The organism is Sphaerisporangium perillae (genome assembly GCF_023276435.1).
GTDB lineage: Bacteria > Actinomycetota > Actinomycetes > Streptosporangiales > Streptosporangiaceae > Sphaerisporangium > Sphaerisporangium perillae.
Genome location: NZ_JALLPO010000033.1, coordinates 103,415 through 119,141 on the forward strand (window position 1 = coordinate 103,415; position 15,727 = coordinate 119,141).

The 15,727-nt window shown below is 71.7% G+C and carries 13 protein-coding genes; 7 read left to right on the forward strand and 6 right to left on the reverse strand.

From position 1 onward, the window contains the following. Positions 1–12 precede the first annotated feature (12 nt). A complete protein-coding gene (locus MYF83_RS29335) occupies positions 13–3,225 on the forward strand; it encodes an AAA family ATPase (RefSeq protein ID WP_248963974.1) in 3,213 nt (1,070 codons plus the stop codon). Positions 3,226–3,342: 117 nt separating this feature from the next. On the opposite strand, the gene MYF83_RS29340 is transcribed toward MYF83_RS29335, so the two are convergent. The 5 genes from MYF83_RS29340 to MYF83_RS29360 all read right to left on the reverse strand — a co-directional run bounded on the left by MYF83_RS29340 (position 3,343) and on the right by MYF83_RS29360 (position 7,857). Further along, positions 3,343–4,884 carry an aldehyde dehydrogenase family protein gene (locus MYF83_RS29340; protein ID WP_248963975.1) on the reverse strand — a complete coding sequence of 514 codons (1,542 nt, stop codon included), beginning with the start codon at positions 4,882–4,884 and terminating at the stop codon, positions 3,343–3,345. A 159-nt stretch (positions 4,885–5,043) separates the two neighbouring features. Further along, positions 5,044–5,235 (reverse strand): CHRD domain-containing protein, encoded by a 192-nt coding sequence (locus MYF83_RS29345; protein ID WP_248963976.1) that lies wholly within the window; start codon positions 5,233–5,235, stop codon positions 5,044–5,046. A gap of 499 nt (positions 5,236–5,734) precedes the next feature. Further along, positions 5,735–6,343: a cupin domain-containing protein gene (locus MYF83_RS29350; protein ID WP_308201514.1), complete on the reverse strand. Its 609-nt coding sequence runs from the start codon at positions 6,341–6,343 to the stop codon at positions 5,735–5,737. A gap of 98 nt (positions 6,344–6,441) precedes the next feature. Continuing rightward, a complete protein-coding gene (locus MYF83_RS29355; protein WP_248963977.1) occupies positions 6,442–7,011 on the reverse strand; it encodes an MFS transporter in 570 nt (189 codons plus the stop codon). A 39-nt stretch (positions 7,012–7,050) separates the two neighbouring features. Then, a complete protein-coding gene (locus MYF83_RS29360; RefSeq protein ID WP_248963978.1) occupies positions 7,051–7,857 on the reverse strand; it encodes an MFS transporter in 807 nt (268 codons plus the stop codon). A gap of 292 nt (positions 7,858–8,149) precedes the next feature. Between MYF83_RS29360 and MYF83_RS29365 the strand changes: the two genes are divergently transcribed. Next, complete coding sequence (locus MYF83_RS29365) at positions 8,150–8,287, forward strand: hypothetical protein (protein WP_248963979.1); 138 nt, start codon at positions 8,150–8,152, stop codon at positions 8,285–8,287. Next, positions 8,284–9,096, forward strand: a complete 813-nt coding sequence (locus MYF83_RS29370) for a site-specific integrase (protein ID WP_248963980.1) — start codon at positions 8,284–8,286, stop codon at positions 9,094–9,096. The genes MYF83_RS29365 and MYF83_RS29370 overlap by 4 nt, the downstream gene beginning before the upstream one ends. Before the next feature lie 414 nt (positions 9,097–9,510). Here the strand turns inward: MYF83_RS29370 and MYF83_RS29375 are convergent, their stop codons facing one another. Further along, the gene (locus MYF83_RS29375; RefSeq protein WP_248963981.1) at positions 9,511–9,864 is read right to left on the reverse strand and encodes a VOC family protein; all 354 of its coding nucleotides are present in this window, start codon (positions 9,862–9,864) and stop codon (positions 9,511–9,513) included. Positions 9,865–10,498: 634 nt separating this feature from the next. Between MYF83_RS29375 and MYF83_RS29380 the strand changes: the two genes are divergently transcribed. From MYF83_RS29380 to MYF83_RS44495, 4 genes are all read left to right on the forward strand, one after another. Then, positions 10,499–12,241 (forward strand): SWIM zinc finger family protein, encoded by a 1,743-nt coding sequence (locus MYF83_RS29380; RefSeq protein ID WP_248963982.1) that lies wholly within the window; start codon positions 10,499–10,501, stop codon positions 12,239–12,241. Continuing rightward, positions 12,238–13,830 (forward strand): DUF5691 domain-containing protein, encoded by a 1,593-nt coding sequence (locus tag MYF83_RS29385; protein WP_248963983.1) that lies wholly within the window; start codon positions 12,238–12,240, stop codon positions 13,828–13,830. Before MYF83_RS29380 ends, MYF83_RS29385 begins: the two co-directional genes overlap by 4 nt. Before the next feature lie 63 nt (positions 13,831–13,893). Further along, positions 13,894–14,958 carry an ATP-binding protein gene (locus MYF83_RS29390; protein ID WP_248963984.1) on the forward strand — a complete coding sequence of 355 codons (1,065 nt, stop codon included), beginning with the start codon at positions 13,894–13,896 and terminating at the stop codon, positions 14,956–14,958. Beyond that, the coding region (locus MYF83_RS44495) for a DUF5682 family protein (RefSeq protein WP_372500272.1) at positions 14,948–15,727 on the forward strand (780 nt) is incomplete at its 3' end. The genes MYF83_RS29390 and MYF83_RS44495, both read left to right, overlap by 11 nt.

Consider the following 15,727-nt stretch of genomic DNA (forward strand, 5'->3'; position numbering starts at 1 on the left):
TGAGGAGCCCCGATGACACACGCCTCCGCCCCTGAGCAGCCCACGGGACTGCGCGCCCCCGACTCCGGTCCGGTCTCCGCCGGCCGGGTCACCATGCCGTTCTGGGACCGGATCAAGTTCCTGCTCATCCTGACGCTGGCGTTCTTCGTGCTGGTATGGCATGAGATGTCGACGTTCGAGGGCATCATGCCGTTCGGCGACGCCGTACGGGACACGGCGGCGGGTCGCGGCGGCTCGATCATCGCGGTCCTGATGGGCCTGGAGGCCCTGCGGCAGGTCCACTTCCTGGTGAGCGAGCGGTCGGCGCGCTACCACCACTTCTGGACCACCAAGGTCTTCGGCGGCTTCGACCGCTGGAGCCGCCGCCGGTTCAGCGACTGGAACCGCTACCGCATCGCCAGGGCGCTGAAGTGGCTGTTCTGGATCGCCGTTCTGGCGCTCGTGCTCGGCCAGATCCTCGACGTCTCCCCGGCGCTCGCACTGTTCCAGGCGCCCGCCCTCCTGTGGCAGGTGCTCCCGTACGGGCTGCAGCTCGCCTTCGGGTTCTTCTTCGTCATCGTCCAGTTCGTCGGGCTCTTCTGGTTCATGTCCAGGGGCGGCGTCGAGACCTACTTCCCCGACGACATCAAGACCCGCTTCTCCGACGTGTGGGGACAGGACCATGTCGTCGAGCGCGTCAAGGAGAACATCGTCTTCCTGGAGAAGCCCGACGAGATCGAGGCCAAGGGCGGCTACGTGCCGAGCGGCCTGCTCCTGTGGGGGCCTCCCGGCACCGGCAAGACCCTGATGGCCGAGGCCGTCGCCGGCGAGACCGGGCGGCCGTACGTCTTCGTCGACCCCGGCGCCTTCATCAACATGTTCATGGGCATCGGCATCCTGAAGGTGAAGTCCCTGTTCCGCAAGCTGAGGAAACTCGCCCTGCGGTACGGCGGCGTCATCGTCTTCTTCGACGAGGCCGACTCGCTCGGCCGGCGCGGCGCGCTCGCCCAGCAGGGACCGCCCGGCGGAGGCGGCTTCTCGGCCGGTGCGCCCTTCTCCACCGGCGGCTGCCACGGGTTCGGCTACCTGTCGAGCCATACGCGCGCCGAGCTGACCCGGCAGGCGCTCGGCCCGTCCCGCGTCGAGGAGCCCGAACCCGGCCGTGACCGCGTCGTCATGGGCGGAATGGGCATGGGGGCCAGCGGCGACCAGGGCACCCTCCAGGCGCTGCTGACCGAGCTGTCCGGGCTCAAGAAGCCGCGCGGCTTCCTCAACCGCTACGTGCGCAGGCTCCTCGGCATGCGGCCCAAGCCGCCGCCGAAATACCGCATCCTCGTCATGATGGCCACCAACATGCCGAACTCGCTCGACGAGGCGCTGCTGCGGCCCGGCCGCATCGACCGCATCTACAAGGTCGGCTACCCGTCCAAGGCCGGGCGCGTCCGCACCTACCAGGGATACTTCGACAAGGTCCGCCACGAGCTCACCCGCGAGCACCTCGACAAGCTCGCCACGATCACGCCGTACGCCACGGGCGCCACCATCAAGGACCTGGTCAACGAGTCGCTGATCACCGCCATCCGCGGCGGGCGCGACGTCATCACCTGGGCGGACGTCATGACCGCCAAGCGGCTGAAGCAGCTCGGGCCGCCCGAGGACGTCGAGTACATCGAGCGGGAACGCCACGCCGTGGCCGTGCACGAGGCCTGCCACGCCGTGGCCGCCTACCGCACCCGCCAGCACCTCGAGATCGACCTCGCCACCATCGAGAAGGGCGCCGACTACCTCGGCATGGTCTCCAGCATCAAGCCGGAGGACCAGTTCACCCGGTGGCGCAGCGAGTACGAGGCCGACATCATGGTCTCGCTCGCCTCCCTCGCGGGGGAGCGCATGTTCTTCGGCCAGGACAACTCCTCGGGCGTCTCCGGAGACCTGGAGAGCGCCACCATGGTGACCGGCCTCATGGAGGCGTACTGGGGCATGGGCGTCGGCGTCGCCTCGCTCCCCGCGCTGCAACAGCTCGGCATCCGGGACGGCAAGGCGGCCCCGAGACCCGGCGGGAGCGGCGGCATCGGCTACACGCAGGAGCCGGGCGGGCGCCGCGACCACCTCACCCCCGACATGCTCGCCGAGCGCATCGAGTTCAACCTCGCCAGGCTGCTGAAGAAGACCGAGGACCTGCTGAAGGAGAACCGCCGCGAGGTGCTGTGCGTGGCGCACGCCCTCGAACAGCACAAGACCCTCAACGGCGACGACGTGATCGCCGTGATCGACGGCACGCGGGGGCCGCTGGTCGACGGCTCGATGTACGCCTCGGATGACTTCTACGAGGAGCTGGAGGCCTACCACGAGGTCGCCGCGGACGCCCACCGCACGCACAGCCACGTGGTCTCGCCGCTGCCCCGGCCGCGCCCGGCCGAGCTGCCCGTCCCGGTCATCGCCGGCCAGGTCCTCTCCCACCCCGGCGCCCCTGCCGGGACCGCACCGCTCTCGCCGGGCGCCGGCACGCAGGCGCCCTCGCTCCTGCCCCCGCCGACCGGCGCGACGGCGCCCTTGCTGTCACCCCCGCACCCGTCCGGCCCCAACGGCCCCGGCGCGGCGAACGGCCCGGGCGCTGCGAACGGCCCGGGGCTCGCCACTGGCCCGGGGCCCACCAACGGCTCGGGGGCCGGCAACGGGGCGGGTTCCAGGTCGCCCGACGGCCCGGCGACCCTGCTCCCCGGCGACGCGGGGGCCGTGATCCTCAACGGTCCCGCCTCGGCGGCGCTCGCCCACCAGGCGGAGAACCCCTCTCCCGACGCGGGCGGCTCGCCGGAGTTCATCCCCTGGAGCCCCGACCGTCCCCGGCCCGAGGAGGCACCGCCGCCGGCGCTGCCAGGCCCGGCGCCAGCCGGCCGCCGCTCCTTCCGCCCCGTCGTGATCGCGCTCGGGGCCGCCGCCGCGCTGGTCGCGTTCGTGCTCGCCGGGGTCGCCGTGTTCGGCGGCACGCCCGCCACCGGCGCGGAGGCCACCGCCACGTCGTCGGCCAACGTCGTCGCCGGGCTGCTCGTCCTGCTGGCGCTGCTCGTCGTCGGCGGTGGGGTCGCCATCGTCATCCTGCGAGCCCAGCACGCGGGACGGGCCAGAGCCGAGGAGGCCAGGGACCGGGCCATCGAGCGGGCGCAACTGCTCGCGGCCGCCATGGAGCCCGAGACCGCGATGCGCCTACTCGGATACGACGGCCGCGAGGGCAGGAAGGGAACCTGACCTTCCGGTCCGTGGAGGAGCCTGACCTTCGTTCGTGGACGGCCGGAGGGGGCCTGACCTTCTGGTTCGTGGACGGCCGGAAGGGGGCGTGGCCTTCCGGCCCGGGACGGCGGCGCCCTAGAGGCGGAAGTCCAGGTCGGGGATGATCTCGGCGACGTCCATCTGCGCCTTCTGCAGACGGCCAGAATAGTCCCAGTTCATCGCCTGCCAGCGGGTGAACTGGTCGAGAACCCACTGGCCCGACTGCCGGCTGCCGTTCCCCGACTTGCCGTTGCCGCCGAACGGCAGATGCGCCTCGGCGCCCGAGGTGGAGTTGTTGACGCTGACCATGCCGGCTCCGATGCCCGCCCGGAACCGGAACGCCGCCTTGGGATCGGTGGTGTAGATCGAGGACGAGAGCCCGTAGCCGGGCCGGTTGGCCAGCTCGATGGCCTCGTCCAGGCTGCCGAACGCGGTGACGCCGACGATCGGCCCAAAGGTCTCCTCCAGGAACAGCCGATCACCCGGGCGCACGCCGTCCACCACCACCGGGTGGTAGTACAGGCCGCCCTCGCCGTCGAAGCCGCCCCGGGGATTGTCCCGCGTGATCCGGCCCGTCGGGCCGGTGACCACCGTGTGGTACGGCTCGATCCAGTCCAGGTAGGCCTCGTAGCGTTCGGCGAACCGGTGGTCGAGCATCGGGCCGTAGAGGACGTCGCCCGCGGGATCACCGACCGTCGCCTCCCGCACGGCCCGGGCGTACCGGGCGAGGAACTCCTCGCGCACCGACCGGTGCACCAGCACCGTACCGAGCGACGTGCAGCGCTGCCCCGCCGTGCCGAACCCCGAGAACAGCGCGCCCTCCACCGCCAGGTCGAGGTCGGCGTCGGGCATGACGACCATCGGGTTCTTGCCGCCCAGCTCCAGGCAGGGCGACTGGAGATGCCGCCCGCACAACTCGCCGATCTCGCGGCCGACGGCGGTCGAGCCGGTGAAGCCGACCTTCTGCACGGTGCCCTCCGCGAGCGCCTCCCCGAGCCCGGCGAAGGTCGCGGGCCCGCCGGCGAACACCAGGTTGAGCACCCCGTCGGGCAGTCCGGCCGCGGCGAACAGGCGGTACAGGGCGTGCGCGGAGGCCGAGGCGTACTCGGCGGGCTTCCACACCACGCTGTTGCCGCACAGCAGGGCCGGGACGAGGTACCAGCTCGGCACCGCGACGGGGAAGTTGCCCGCGGTGATCACCGCGGCCACCCCGACCGGGACCCGGAAGGTGAACAGGCTCTTGTCGGGCATCTCCGACGGCACCGTCTGGCCGTACAGCCGCCGTCCCTCGCCGAGGAAGAAGTCGCAGGTGTCGACGATCTCCCGCACCTCGCCCAGGGCTTCGGCGTACGGCTTGCCGATCTCCTCGGTCACCAGCCGCGCCAGGGACTCGGCGTTCGCCTCGACCAGCCGGCCGATGGAGGCGATCACCCGCCCCCTGACCGGCGCCGGAACACGCGCCCACTCGCGCTGGGCCGCGGAGGCCACGCTGCACGCCCAGGCGAAGGTCGCCTCACCGGCGAGCCGGACTCTGGCCACGGTCTCGGCGGTCCTGGCGGGATTGACCGAGTCGTAGGTCGTGGCGTTGGCGTCCTCGGCGGGCTTTCCACCGACGACGGAGACGATCTGGCGGGTCACCGTTGACCTCCTCGCATGGGCGCTTGCCATGCATTCTCCCGCCTGAGCTGCGATTCCCCAACACGGCCACCGGGCCGTCCCACGCGTGGCGTGCCCGCCGCGGGGATCTCCCCGCGACGGGCATGGTGGTTCAGGCGGTCGCGCCCGGAGACGCCGAGGTCACCAGGAGCCGTGCGCGGAGCGGAGCCGGCCGCGGACGGCGCCGTCGCCGAACTTCGTGGTGTGCAGGTTGGTGTACCAGTTCTTCGGCGTCCGCGCGATGCCTCTGGCGATGTCCCTCTTCACCGGTGCGACGCCCGCGATGCCGTTCCCGATGCCGGTGAGGCGGCCGTGCGGACACCGGTGGGCCATGCGGTGGCCGGCGCCGCCTGAGCGGCGGAAGGCGCGAGGGCCGCGACGGCCAGGCCGGCGGCCAGGACGACGCCGGGGAGAGCGAGGGTCTGCTTCATTTTGATGAACCTCTCATCGATGTCATTACGTCGGTCGCGTTGCTGCCCCCTTCATTCGCATCCCGGGCCCGGCCGGATGGGGCGTTAAGTGTGCACATTTACCTGTTCAGAACGCGTCTGGGATGCGTTGGAACGAGCTAGAATGCCGCCCCGCACACGGCTCCGGCCGGGCTCGACACGGCATACCGAAACAGCTTTGAGGTGCCGCCGATGAACTGCGACAGCTCGGAAACCGACGAAGCCGAACCCGGGAACGGACGATTCGAAAGCCCGCGAAGTTTCAGCGGAAGTCAGATGGCTGGGAAGCCGGCGAGGTGGAAGCCGGGGTCGCACGACTCGAAGGCGGGGAAGTTTCAGCCGAAGTCAGATAGCCCTGAAGTCGGCGAAGTCGAAGCCGAGTGTCAGATGGCCCTGAAGTCGGCGAAGTCGAAGCCGGGGGAGACCACGCAGCTCACCAGGACGCCTTCCGCCCCGGCCGGGCGGGCCGCCTGCCACGTGCCCGCGGGCACGAGAGCCTGCGGCACCTCGCCGTCCTCCACGCCGGGACCGAGTGTGATCGCCTGCTCGTGGCCCGGCCGGTCGCCGGTGCCGCCCAGCAGGAGGGTCAGCGGGCCGCCCCGGTGCCAGAACCACACCTCGTCCGAGCGGACGACGTGCCAGACCGACTCCTCACCGGGCTGGAGCAGAAAGTAGATGCCCGTCGCGCTCTGCCGCGTCCCGCCGTATCCGGCCGGTTCGAAGCCCGCCGACGTCCGCCAGGTCTCGCGGTACCACCCGCCCTCAGGGTGGGGGAGCAGGCCGAGCGCGTCGGCCACAGCGGGACGCTCCTGCAGCGCGACGAACCTCCCCGACACGTCCCTGCGCAGGAACCTCAGCCGTCCGTCGTCGTCCACGGCGACGACCGCTTCGGCCTCGGTGAGGCTCTCGTTCGCGACACGCAGGGCCTCACCGTCGTCCGCGGCGGGGAGCGAAGGCCCGTCCGGGTACGCGGAGAGCGTCGTGATGAGCACGCCGCCGATCTTATGCGGGGAACGTCGTGATGAGCACGCCGCCGATCTTTCGCGGGGAACGTCGTGATGAGCACGCCGCCGATCTTTCGCGGGGAACGTCATGATGAGTACTCCGCCGATCTTTCGCGGGCGCCGCCCGCGGGGAGGTTCCGCACGTCCGGTACGGCCAGGACGACGAAGCCCGCGATGGCCTGCCAGACCGCGCCGAAGCCCAGCACCGCCGTGACGCCGGCGACGGAGGCCACCGGCCCGGCCGCGGCCAGCCCGACGGGGCCGAGGACGAACGCTCCCACGGTGGTGAGAGAGGTGATCCGCGCGAGAACCCCCGCCGGCAGGTACTGCTGGTTCGTGGTCGCGTAGAGCGTGCCGCAGACCGCGGAGCCGGCGCCGGCGACCAGCGCCGCGCCCGCGATGGCCGCAGGGGACAGACCCGCGGCGATGGCGGCCGAAGGGAGAGCCCAGCCGAACGTGGCGACCGTCGCGACCAGCAGCGGACGGCGCGGCACGCGGCCGCCCATCATGGCCAGACCGCCGCAGACGGCACCGGCGCCGTAGCAGGCCATGACCAGGCCCCAGGCCCCGGCCCCACCGAGCCGCTCCTCGGCGACGACCGGCCCCAGCACGAGGAACGGCGCCCACACGAGCAGGTTGAACAACGTGAACTGCAAGGTGGTCACCCACAGCCAGGTCCGCCCACGAAAGTGCCCTCACCCTTCCCGCATCCCCGCTCCTTCACCCGTCCCCGTCTCTGGTCGCATCCCCTCCCGCATCGCCGCTCCTTCGTTCGTCCCGGTATCTCCTCGCATCCCTGTTCCGCTCGTCCCCGCCTCTTCTCGCAGCCCCGCCCACTCCCGCACCCCCGATCGGCCGGGGAAGCCGCGCCGGCCGCGTCTCGGGACGTGATCGGAAACGCGCAGGAGGGCGAGCGCGACGACGCTCACCGCGTAGGTGCCCGAGTCCAGCGCCACGACCACGCCGGGACCCACCACCGCGACGGCGAGCCCGGCGAGCGCCGGCCCGCCCACCGACGCCATCGACTGGGCCAGCCCCGCCAGCGCGTTGGCGTCCCGCAATCCGCCCTCGTACGAGGCGCCGCCCGCAGCCACCCGGGGGATGAGGGCTCCCCGCGCCGGCATGTAGAACGCCTCCCCGATGCCCCAGACCGCGACGAGCGCGACGAACGCCCAGATGGGCGGGTGACCGAGGAGCAGCAACCCGCCGAGGACCGCCTGGGTGAGGCAACGCAGGACGTCGGAGGCCAGCATGACCCGCCGGGGCCCCAGGCGGTCGGCGATCACGCCCCCGTACGTCAGGAGCACGACCATCGGGACGATCCTCGCCGCCATGACGTACCCGAGGTCGGACCGCGTGCCCCCGCCGCCGAGCACCGCGAAGGTCACGGCCAGCGACGACATCGACGAACCGAGCATCGAGGTCGCCTCGCCGATGAAGAACAGCCGCTGGTTCCGATGGGACAACGCCACCAGCCGCCGTCGAATGAGGTTCCACGCCATGTCGCACCACCCTGACGCGCCAACCAGCCGGTTCGCAATCGCCAGGCTAAGAAAGGTTGAGTCCCTATACTGCAGGATCTCCGCACAGGCTCGCAGCGACGTATGACATCAAATCTGCTGCTCCCACCTGCCCATTTCGCCGCGCTACACTCGTTACGCACCTATCGGCAGATCCATATTTACTGCGGCATCTTGCTCCACGAGCTACCCGCAGCGTCCACTATTTACTGCGGCATACCCCCATTACCCGCACCCCAGCCGAAGCCCTCCCCACCGCAATTGAGAGGTAGGCATGACGTCACCAGTTGGGCCCACCGAGTACGCGGTGGCCAGCGATCACCGTGGCTACAAGGTCGGCATGGCGTCCCCCGCCGGGCCGGTCGAGTGCGGGGCGGCAGTAGATCAGATGGCGATGGTGAGGTGGGCGTGACGTCATCATCCGCGCCCGTTGAGTACGCGGTGGCGATCGATCACTACCTGGCGACGTTGCAGCTCGGGGAGGCTTCGCGCCGGGTCTACCGCATCGCGCTCGCCACGTGGGCGTGGCCTCTCGTCTGCAGGACCCCACCGCACGGCAAGGCTCGCCGCGGCGCCGTCCCGCCCATCGTGCCGCTGGCTCTGCTGGACGACCCCGGCACCGCTCAGCGCCTGCGAGCGGCGCTGAGCGAGCGCGCCGCGACCGCGGATCCCCGCACCCTGAGCCGGGAACTCTCCATCCTGCGCGGCGCGCTCGCCTGGTGGCGCATCCAGGGCTGGATCCAGGGTGACCCGCTACAGCGGCTCCGTCCTCCGGCGGCCCCGGCTCCGACGCCCACGGTGCTCTCTCCCGAACAGATGGCGCTGATCTTCGAGCTGCCGGCCGGTCTCCGTGAACAGACGTGCTGGCGCCTGCTGTACGAGACGGCCGCGCCGGTGGAACGCGTTCTCGCCCTCGACGTGGACGACCTCGACCTGGCCCGACGGCGGGTACGCGGCACCCCGGCGATGCGCTGGGGCGCAGGAACGGCACGGCTCCTGCCACTGCTCCTGCTCGGCCGGACCAGCGGCCCCCTCCTGCTGACGCAACGGCGGGCGGGGCCCGCCACTCCGCCACGTGATAGATGCTCCGTGAGCGGCCGGGCACGGCTCTCCTACCGGCGCGCCGCCGAACTGTTCACCGCCGCCACCAGCAGCCTGGATCCAGACGGCCACGGCTGGACGCTACGCCACCTACGATCAGCAGGCCTCGCCCACCACTGACGCCCGCCCCAGCGCCTGGGCGGCGAACGCGGTGCCCGCACCGAGCTCACCGAACCCATCAGGGCACCCGTGAGGCCCGCCAGGCCACCCCGCAAGCCAAGCACACCGAACACCGACCGCCACCTGCTCTGAGCAGGCACCGCCACCTGCTCTGAGCAGGCCAGGCCCCTCTGGGCTGACACGCCATTTGTGCGGACCTGGGCCGTCTCGGTCGCTGTGTCGGCTAGGCGGACATGGACCCCGTTGGACGGTGTATCGGCTGGAAAGGCGGACCTGTCAGGTTGGCGCGGGGGTGGGCAGGTCCGGACGCCGTCGGACCATGTATCGCCTCACAGTCCTGGCTCTCTCAGATGGCGCGGGAAGGGCAGGTCCAGAAACCATCGGACCGTGTGTCGCCTGACAGTTCCGGCTCTCTCAGGTGACGCGTGGGCCGAGCACGCAGAACTCGTTGCCCTCGGGGTCGGCCAGCACGACCCAGGGTTGGGCGCCCTGGCCCACGTCGGCCGGCCGAGCGCCGAGCGCGAGCAACCGGTCGACCTCGGCCTGCTGCTCCTGCGGCCGGAAGTCCAGGTGCAGCCGGTTCTTGCCCTTCTTCTCCTCGGGCACGCGGACGAAGATGATCCCGGGCAGGATGTCGGGGGCCACCCGGATCTCGTACTCCTCCGCCGAATCGTTGACGACGACCCAGCCGAGCGCCTTGGTCCACCACTCGCCGAGCGCCACCGGATCGGCGGCGTCGATCACTACTTGCTCCCAGATCAGACTCATGGTCCACCCGTACCCACCGCACAGCCCGTATTCCTACCTCGACTCACTACGGCTTCAGCACGAATGATCCGGCCCACCCGCTTTCTGCCGGAATGACCCGGACCACACCGGCTTCGGCGCGAAGTGTTCCGGCCCACCCGGCTTCGGCGGGGGTGTTCCGGACCGCATGGCTTCGGTCTGGCTGCTCCGCGCCGCACGGGCTTCGACCCGGCCACCTTGGCCTCCGGCGATTCGCTCGCACTGTTCGCTCGCACTGTGCGGATGTGGTGACCAGTGGTCTGCGCTGGGTGGCCTCCCTTCTGCTCGGTGTGGTGCTGTCGCAGGGCGCCGTGGCGGTGAGTAGGTGTACGGCGATGCCGGCACCCTCGTACGGCGGGCAAGCCAGCGGACGTTCGTGGACACCTCTAGCTCTTTCATGAGCCCTTTCTCGTGCTCTTTCCGCTGCGAGCCGGGGTCCGCCAGGCCGGTTGGTCGCCATGGTGAGCGGCGTGTGCGGTCGGGGTCCGCGCGCCTGCGTGAGGACGGAATTTTGTCGGAGGCCGTCGCTAGTGTGCCGGTCGTGATCGAACGTTGGAGCCGTGATCAAGTGCTCGCGCTCGCCCCCGACGCCTCTTCCCAAAAGGGTGCGCAGAGCGTGAGCACGCCGGCGAAGTGGTCGGCGATGGGGGTCATGCCCGAGGTGCTCTGGGGCGAGTGCAAGGGCAGTGGCACCAAGCCGTATCTCGCGTGCGTCGACCTTGGCGACCCCGCCTACCGGTGCAGCTGCCCGAGCCGCAAGTTCCCCTGCAAGCACGCTCTCGGTCTCCTCTTGCTGTGGTCGGCCGACAGTGTGCCGTCGGCCGAGTCCTCTCCTGCCTGGGTCGCCGAGTGGCTTCAGCAGCGCCGCGCCCGCGCCGTCAAGGCCGCCGCGACCTCTGACGGCGCGTCCCCTGACGGCGCCCCTTCCGACCATGACGCTTCTGACGGTGGCGCCCCTGATCGTGCTGCTTCTGATGGTGACGTCTCTGACAGTGGCGCCTCCGATCGTGCTGCTTCTGACGATGGTGACGTCTCTGACGGCGACGTCTCTTATGCGGACGCGTCTCCACCCGGGCCAGGCCGGACTGACCGGTCCCGGGTCGGCACCGGTGACGGCGCGGCGGCCGACCGGCGTGCGGCCCAGCGTGAGCAGCGTGTGGCCGCCGGGCTGTCCGAACTCGAGCGATGGCTCGCAGACCAGATCGGGCAGGGCCTCGCCACGGCGCGGCAGAACGCTCCGGCGCAGTGGGAAGAGCTGACCCGGCGGCTGGTCGACGCGCAGGCGCCCGGTGTCGCGGGCGTCGTCGGGCGGTTGCCCCGCGTGCTGACGGAGGAAGACTGGCCGGCCCGCCTGCTCGGGGAGTACGGCCTGCTCCACCTGCTCGCCGTCGGCCACCGCCGCGCCCCGGAGCTTCCCGCGCCACTGCGGGACACGATCCGGTCGCGGGTGGGTTTCCCCACCCCACGTGAGGAGGTGCTCGCGGGCGCGACACAGCGTGACCACTGGGTGGTGCTCGGCGGGCGTGACGAGGAGCAGGACCGCCTGGTCTCGCGGCGGGTCTGGCTGTGGGGGCGCAGGAGTGGCAGACCCGCGCTCGTGCTGTCCTTCGCTCCGGCGGGCCAGGCTCTGGACGCCTCGCTGGTCGTCGGCACCACCATCGACGCCGACCTCGCCTTCTATCCCGGAGCCTCCCCGCTGCGCGCGCTGGTGGCCGTCCGGCACGAGGTCATGCCTCCCGGCGCTCCGGCGGGGTCCGGGGTCCGGGTGGCACTGAGAGAAGTGGCCGCCGCGCTCGAAGGCGACCCCTGGCTTGAGTCCTGGCCCGTCGTGCTGGGCCCCGTCGTCCCCGCCAGGCAGGCCGACCGCTGGCTCCTAGCAGACGCAGACGTACACGTAAGCGCGGACGCAGATGCCACCCCCAATGCGGACCCCGATCACGACCCCGCCCACGCCCGCGACGCAGACGTAGACGCGGAGCCGGACGCCACCTCACATGCGGACCCCGCTCAGGACCCCGCCCACGACCACGACGCGGGCGCAGGCTCCGCTCTCGACGCGGCCGACGACGCGACCCCAGACGCGGACGACCACACCGCTCCCGCTCCCGCGCTCCACGCGGATGACGCCACCCTCCGCGCAGACCCCGCTCCGGCCCGCGACGCCGATGTTGACGCCGCCGTCTCCGCCGGCGCACCGGGAGGAATCGACGGGATGCCGTTGCATCCGTCGGTCGGGGTTCCCTGGCGGCTGCTCGCCGTGTCCGGGGGCCATCCGCTCACCGTGGCGGCCGAATGGACGCCGCGGGGGCTGCGCCCGCTCACCACATGGGACGAAGAAGGCCAGGTGGTGGTGCTGTGATCACGGTCGAAGAGTGGGAGCGACTGGTGTCCGCGGCGCTGGTCGGCACCGACCGGCGTCCTGTGCCCGATCTCCTGGGCCAGGCGGCGGCGCACACGGTGGGGGCACGGGCGGGGCAGCGGCTCCATAGGGGCGAGCCGCTGCCCGTCGCGCCTCCCGAGGAGCAGCCGCCCGTGCCGCGTCCGGCGGGTGAGCGGGTGGCCCGCATTCTCGGCGGTGAGCAGCCCCGGCTGCTGCCCGAATGGCTGGAGGCCGCCGCCGCCCGGGGGTACCGCCTGCCGCCGAAGCTGCTCCCTCCCGTGCTCGATCACGGGTCACGTGACCGGTCCCTGCGGCCTCCCATCGGCGTGCTGGCGGGAGCCAGAGGCCGGTGGCTGGCCTCCCTCAACCCCGCCTGGGCCTATCTCCTGGAGGAGGCCACCGTCCGTCCCGCCACCGTCTCGGCCGGTGCTCCCGTAGCCCTTCATCCCGCCTCGACCGGCGCTCCCGCGCCCTCTCAATCCCTCTCGGCAGGTGCTCCTGTGCCCCCTGACTCCGCCTCGGCGACCGATGGTGGCGCGCCAGACGGCTCGGGTCCCACGGACGAGGCCGGTGGTGCCGGCGATGTCAGCGGCGCTGGTGAGGAGGACGGGGTGGAGACGCATCAGCTATGGGAGTTCGGCACGCGAGGTGATCGACTGGCCTACCTCAGGGGTCTGCGCGCGGCCGATCCGGCGAAGGCGCGGGCGCTGCTGCGGCGAGGCTGGGAGAGCGAGTCCCCGGAGGACCGCGCGGCGTTCGTCCACGCGCTGGCAGAGGGACTGTCGATGGCCGACGAGCCGTTCCTGGAAGCCGCGCTCGACGACCGCCGGCGCGAGGTCAGAAGCCAGGCCGCCGACCTGCTGACCAGGCTTCCCGCCTCGCGGCTCGGCCGCAGGATGGCCGACCGTGCGGCCCGTTGCCTCAGGCTGTCCGACGACGGTGACCGGCTGCTCGCCGAGCCCCCCGCGGCCTGTGACGCCGGCATGGAGCGCGACGGGGTCCGTTCGCGTGCCCCGGGCGGCACCGGCCAGCGGAGCTGGTGGCTCCAGCAGGTCATCGCCCACACCCCGCTCGTGTTCTGGACCGCCCACTTCGGCCGCACGGCGAAGCAGATCGTCGCACTGAACATCGGTGACTGGTCGCGGGAGATCAGGCTCGGCTGGGAGCGGGCGGCCGTGCTGCAGAACGATCCCACGTGGGCACGGGCGCTGTTCGCCGTGGAGCCGCTGACCGACCTGCTCGCCGTGCTTCCTCCCGGAGAGCGAGCGGACAAGGCCGCAGAGCTGGTGCGCGACCAGCCCGTGGACGGCCAGTTGATCATGATGCTCGGCGGAGTGCCGGCTCCTTGGGGGGCCGCGCTGGCCAAGGCCGTGCTCGAGAAGATCCTGGACACGGCGGGACGCCAGCCGTGGAACCTCGGCGAACTGGTGCGTCTGGCCGGAGAGCGCGTCGACCCGGCCGTGCACGACATCGCGGCGCGGCTGTCGCCCGAGCCGCCCGTCCAGGAAGTTGCCGCCACCCTGCGGTTCCGCTTCGACATGCTCGCGGAGCTGGAGCCACGACCGTGATCACTTCTGTCCTGACGACCGCCATCGACCGGGCCCACTACGCGAGAGCGAGCTGAAGCCGAGATGACCGTTCTGCGTCCGCACGCGGAAGACCAATATGCCGACGAGCTGGCGATCCTGGCCAAGTCGGATGATCGGCCACGGCCACCCGGCTGGCGGCTGTCGCCCTGGGCCGTGACCACCTACCTCCTCGGCGACGGCCGAGAGATCACTCCCAAGTACGTCGGGCCCCGCCGCATCGTCGAGGTCGCCGTCGCCACCCTCGCGACCGACCGGGCGCTGCTGCTGCTCGGGGTTCCCGGCACCGCCAAGACCTGGCTGTCGGAGCACCTCGCCGCGGCGATCAGTGGTGATTCGACGCTGCTGGTGCAGGGCACGGCCGGCACCGCCGAGGAGGCGATCAGGTACGGGTGGAACTACGCCCGGTTGCTCGCCGAGGGGCCGTCCCGTGACGCGATGACGCCGAGCCCGGTGATGCGCGCCATGGCGGAGGGGCGGCTGGCTCGGGTGGAGGAGCTCACCCGCATGCCCTCCGACGTGCAGGACGCGTTGATCACCGTCCTGTCGGAGAAGACGCTGCCGATTCCCGAGCTCAACGAGGAAGTGCAGGCGTCCCGGGGGTTCAACGTCATCGCGACGGCCAACGACCGCGACCGGGGCGTGAACGAGCTGTCGAGCGCCCTGCGCAGGCGGTTCAACACCGTCGTGCTGCCCGTCCCGGCGAGCGCCGAGGAGGAGGTCGAGATCGTCTCAAGGCGCGTCGTCCAGCTCGGCCGCTCCCTCGAACTGCCCGCCACGCCGACCGGGCTTGAGGAGATCCGGCGCGTGGTGACGGTCTTCCGCGAGCTGCGCTCCGGCGTGACGGCCGACGGGCGCACGACCGTGAAGTCGCCCAGTGGCACCCTCAGCACCGCCGAGGCCATCTCGGTGGTGACCAGTGGCATCGCACTCGCCGCGCACTTCGGCGACGGTGTGCTCCGGCCCGGCGACGTGGCGGCGGGCATCATCGGGGCGGTGATCCAGGACCCGGTGTCCGACCGTGTCATCTGGCAGGAATATCTGGAGACCGTAGTCCGCGAGCGTCCCGACTGGCGTGACTTCTACCGGGCCTGCCGTGATGTCTCCTGACCAGCCCACTCCGGGTGCGGAGGCTGCCTCGGGTGTGGGTGCTGTGGCGGGAGTGGGGGTGGTTCGCGGGGCGGGGGGCGATCTGAGGGCGGCAGGGGGCGAGGTGGCGGCGCGGGCCGTTCCGGTGGCCACAGTGCTCGGGGTCCGGCACCATGGGCCTGGTTCGGCCCGGGCCGTGGTGGCGGAGCTCGAAAGGCTGCGTCCCGACATCGTGCTCGTCGAGGGGCCGCCGGAGGCCGACGCGCTCGTCGCGCTGGCGGCCGATCCTGACATGGAGCCCCCGGTCGCGCTGCTGGCGCATGTGCCGGGTCAGCCGTCCAGGGCGGCCTTCTGGCCATTCGCGGCGTTCTCTCCGGAGTGGCAGGCGATTCGCTACGCCGCCCGCGCCGGCATCCCCGTCCGCTTCTGCGACCTGCCCGCCGCGCACGGCCTCGCCCGGCAGGACACCACCGAGCCGCCGCGGGGTAACCCTCCCGAGAGCGGTAACCCTCCTGGGAGCGGTACCCGTTCCGAGAGCGGTACCCATCCTGAGAGCGCCACTCCTTCCGAGGGTGCCACTCCTTCCGAGAGCGTCACCCCCGAACGCGGCGCGCCTGAGAGGGCGGTGCCGGGTGATGGCGCGCCTGATAGGGCGGTGCCTGATGATGGGTCCCCTGAAAGGCCGGTGCCGGGTGATGGTTCGGCTGGGTCGGGGGCGCCCGGCGGTGGTTCGGGTGGGCCGGGGGCGTCGGGGGATGGCTTGGGCGGGCGGGGGGCGCCGGGGGATGGT

Bases quoted from the DNA above. Each gene is read 5' to 3' on its own strand.
- MYF83_RS29335 (WP_248963974.1), top strand. From the start codon at position 13: ATGACACACGCCTCCGCCCCTGAGCAGCCCACGGGACTGCGCGCCCCC.
- MYF83_RS29390 (WP_248963984.1), top strand. From the start codon at position 13,894: ATGACCGTTCTGCGTCCGCACGCGGAAGACCAATATGCCGACGAGCTG.
- MYF83_RS29345 (WP_248963976.1), bottom strand. From the start codon at position 5,235: ATGGCCCACCGGTGTCCGCACGGCCGCCTCACCGGCATCGGGAACGGC.
- MYF83_RS29360 (WP_248963978.1), bottom strand. From the start codon at position 7,857: ATGGCGTGGAACCTCATTCGACGGCGGCTGGTGGCGTTGTCCCATCGG.
- MYF83_RS29365 (WP_248963979.1), top strand. From the start codon at position 8,150: ATGACGTCACCAGTTGGGCCCACCGAGTACGCGGTGGCCAGCGATCAC.
- MYF83_RS29375 (WP_248963981.1), bottom strand. From the start codon at position 9,864: ATGAGTCTGATCTGGGAGCAAGTAGTGATCGACGCCGCCGATCCGGTG.